The organism is Acidiphilium sp., from assembly GCF_049977125.1.
Lineage (GTDB): Bacteria > Pseudomonadota > Alphaproteobacteria > Acetobacterales > Acetobacteraceae > Acidiphilium.
In genome coordinates, this window is the sequence record NZ_JBMFGY010000221.1 from 1 (window position 1) to 3,782 (window position 3,782).

The 3,782-nt window shown below is 62.8% G+C and carries 2 protein-coding genes; one reads left to right on the forward strand and one right to left on the reverse strand.

What is annotated here, in order from left to right:
* Positions 1 to 319: response regulator (locus tag ACP5E6_RS17050; protein WP_427956186.1), on the reverse strand; the 319-nt coding region annotated here is incomplete at its 3' end.
* Between the two features lie 147 nt (positions 320 to 466).
* Between ACP5E6_RS17050 and ACP5E6_RS17055 the strand changes: the two genes are divergently transcribed.
* Positions 467 to 3,782, forward strand: a 3,316-nt coding sequence (locus ACP5E6_RS17055) for a CheR family methyltransferase (protein WP_427956188.1), incomplete at its 3' end; no start/stop codon positions are given.

The following is a 3,782-nucleotide window of genomic DNA, read 5'->3' on the forward strand; positions in this document are numbered from 1 at the left end:
TTCGGAATGGTTTCTGCAATGCGATCGCCTCCGGCGCCCTGGCAAGAACGTCGTGCAGATCGCCGGTGATGAAGATATGCGGTACCGGCCCGATCAACGCGACGATCCGGTCGATCGCATCGATACCGTTACCTGGCCGCAGCCTAGTATCCATCAAAATCAGATCTGGTCGGTGGCGCACCGCTGCCGCCACGGCAGCATCCTCACTCGTTACGAGCGCGCAGACGGTGTGCCCCAGACAGTGAAGAAGCTCGCCCAGCAGCGGGCCGATCAAATGATCGTCATCGACCACCAGGATGGACCTGATCGGCTCTGCCATGTTCCGCTCCCATAATGCATTCCCACTATAGGGGGTCGCATCCGCGAGCGGCAGACTCAGAAACTACGTAGTCGACGGCTGGTGATCAGGATGATACTACTCCGATAAGTTCCGCCATCCGGGACGCCACTGCGAAAGCGCGCAGCCATGCTACGCAGCAAACCGAGAACACCAGCAAAGCTTGCCGCTAGTACGACATCCCCGCCGGACGCCGATTTTCTTGTGGTGGGCATCGGCGCTTCGGCCGGGGGGCTCGAAGCCTGCAGGCTTCTGCTCCAAGCGCTCGAACCCGACCGCTCGATGGCGCTGATCGTGGTTCAGCATCTCGATCCGACCCAGCGAAGCCTGCTGGCCGAACTGCTGGCGAGCCATACCGGGCTTGTCGTGCGCGACTCCACCGAAGGCATGACGATCGAACCCGGGCATTGCTATGTCCTGCCGCCCGGCAACTATCTTTCGGTCGGCCAGAACATGCTGCATCTTTCGCGACCGCTGGCGCGTCACGGCACTCGGCTGCCGTTCGACTTTCTGCTGCACACGCTGGCGCAGGCCTATGGTGCGCGCGCCGTAACCATCATTCTGTCGGGCACAGGGGGCGATGGTAGCGCCGGCATCAGCGACATCCGCGCCCGGCATGGCTACGTTATCGCCCAAGATCCCTCCGAAGCACAGTATGACGGTATGCCGCGCAGCGCGATCGCCACCGGACATGTCGATGCGATCCTGCCCATCGCGGCGATGCCAGCCGCTCTCGCCGCGCGCGCCGCGGCGCCCCCCATAGTCGCCGCTGGGGCAAGCGAGGCTAATGATTCCTTCCACCAGATCGTGGAACTGCTGCGCAACCGCACCGTCCATGATTTCACCCTCTACAAGCAAGGCACTTTGCGACGCCGGATCGAGCGGCGGATGGCGCTGGCCGGAATGCAGCGCGGGAAACTCGCCTCGTATCGCGACCTGATAGAAGCCGATGCGCTCGAACTCGAAGCGCTCGCGCAGGACCTACTGATCAACGTGACCAGCTTTTTTCGTGACCCGATGGTATTCGAGACGGTGCGCACCACGGTCATCCCGACGCTGATGGCAGACCGCAGTGATTCGCGGCCCGTGCGGATCTGGATCGCGGGTTGCAGCACCGGTGAGGAAACGTATTCCCTCGCCATGCTGTTTCAGGAATGGGCGGATGACAGCGGGGTCAAGCTCAAGGTGCAGATCTTCGCGTCCGACGTCGATCCCGATGCGATCGCACGTGCCCGTAACGGTTTGTACCCCGCCGCGATCGAGAGCGATGTCAGCTCCGCGCGACTGGCACGGTTCTTCACCCGCGAGGAGGCACATTACAGAATCAGCCGCGAGCTGCGGTCGCTTGTGGTCTTCACCGTGCACGATCTGCTGGCCAATCCGCCGTTCTCGCGGCTCGATATGATCTCATGCCGCAATCTATTGATCTATCTGCAACCCGAGGCGCAGGCAAAGATCATCGCGCAATTCCATTTTGCCCTGCACGACGGGGGGGTACTGTTGCTTGGCAGCGCCGAAACTCTCGGTCAGATCGACCAGGGGTTCGAAGTGATCTCCAAGACTGAGCGACTATTTCGCCGGGTTGGGCACACACGTTCCGGTGGCGCGATCATGCCGCCCGTCCGGACGGGGCCGCCCCAGTTAATGCGTAACATCCTTTCGCCCGGCACCAGACAGGTTGGCCCGCGCCACGCTGGCATTGCCGATCTGTGCCGCCGGCTGGTGATCGAGGCCTTTGCGCCCGCTGCCGTCCTGATCAACCGCCGTTTCGAATATTTGTTCTCGCTCGGACCGATCGATCGCTATCTCCACGTCGCCCCCGGTCTGCCCTCGTTCGACCTGATCGACATGGCCCGCCAGAATTTGCGCACCACGCTGCGTTCGGCGATTCAGCGCGCGATCGAGAGCAACGCCCGCGTCATCACCTCCGGTGGTACGGTCGACGAAGATGGAAAATCGATCGATTTCCACCTCGATATCCAGCCCGTCGCGAGCGACGGTGAGGTCCTGCTGCTGGTCTGCTTCGTCGAAGACACCGATACGGTAATCCAGCGCCGCCCGACACGCGGCAATCGCAACCAGCATCTCGCCACGCTCGAGCGCAAACTCGCCGCCACTCGCACCGAGTTGCTCGGCGCAATACGTGATCTCGAATTGTCCAGTGAGGACCAGAAGGCGATCAACGAGGAGGCACTGTCGGTCAACGAGGAATTCCAGTCCACTAACGAGGAGCTGCTGACCTCGAAGGAGGAGCTGCAATCGGTCAACGAGGAGCTCACCGCCCTGAACGGCCAGCTGCAAGAAACCCTGGAACGCCACCGCACCACCGGTAATGACCTGCAGAACATTCTCTACAGCACCGACATCGCCACCCTATTCCTCGACACCGAACTGAACATCCGCTTCTTCACCCCGGCCACCCGCCGCCTGTTCAACATCATTGCCAGCGACATCGGCCGCCCGCTGACCGACCTGACCATGTTGGCGGAGGATAACACGCTCAGCAGTGACGCGCTGGCCGTGCTGCAACACCTCGCCCCAATCGAGCGCGAAATCCTCACGACAATCGGCAAGGAGGGGGCCGGCGTCTGGCTGCTCCGCCGGATCACCTCCTACCGGACTCATGAGGACCGGATCGAAGGCGTGGTGATCACCTTCACCGACATCACCGATCGCAAGGCAGCAGCCGAGGCGGTGCAAGATGCCAGGCTCAGCGCCGAACGCGCTAATGCTGCCAAGTCGCGCTTCGTCGCAGCCGCCAGCCACGACCTGCGCCAGCCGCTGCAGACTCTGGCCCTGCTGCAGGGCCTGCTGGCGCGGACCGTCAGCGAACCTCAGGCGCTGAACCTCGTCGAGCGACTCGACCAGACGATCGGCGCCATGACCGGCATGCTCGATACCCTGCTCGACATCAACCAGATCGAGACCGGGATGGTGCGGGCCACGATCCGCGTGGTGGCACTCGACCCGCTGTTTGCGCGGATCAATGCCGATTTTACCTTCCAGGCCGAGGTGGCTGGCCTGCGTCTGAGTGTCGTTCCGTGCGGCCTGAGCGTGCGCACCGACGCTGCCCTGCTCGAACAGATCCTCCGCAACCTAGTCTCGAACGCGATCAAATACACCAAAAACGGCCGAGTCCTGCTCGGCTCCCGCCGTCAGGGCAATATGGTGCGCATCGAGGTGTGGGACACCGGTCTCGGCATCGAGGAAAACCAGATCGAAGCGATCTTCGAGGAATATAACCAGATCGATAATCCGGCCCGTGAACGCAGCCGGGGCCTCGGGCTTGGGCTCTCGATCGTCCGGCGGCTCGCCGAACTGCTCGATCATCCGCTGCGGGTCCGTTCCGTGTTGGCCAAGGGATCGGTCTTCTCGATCGAGGTGCCGCGCGCGGAAGCCCATGCAGCACCTTCCCGCACCGGGCCGCCGGCGGCATCGCACCGGC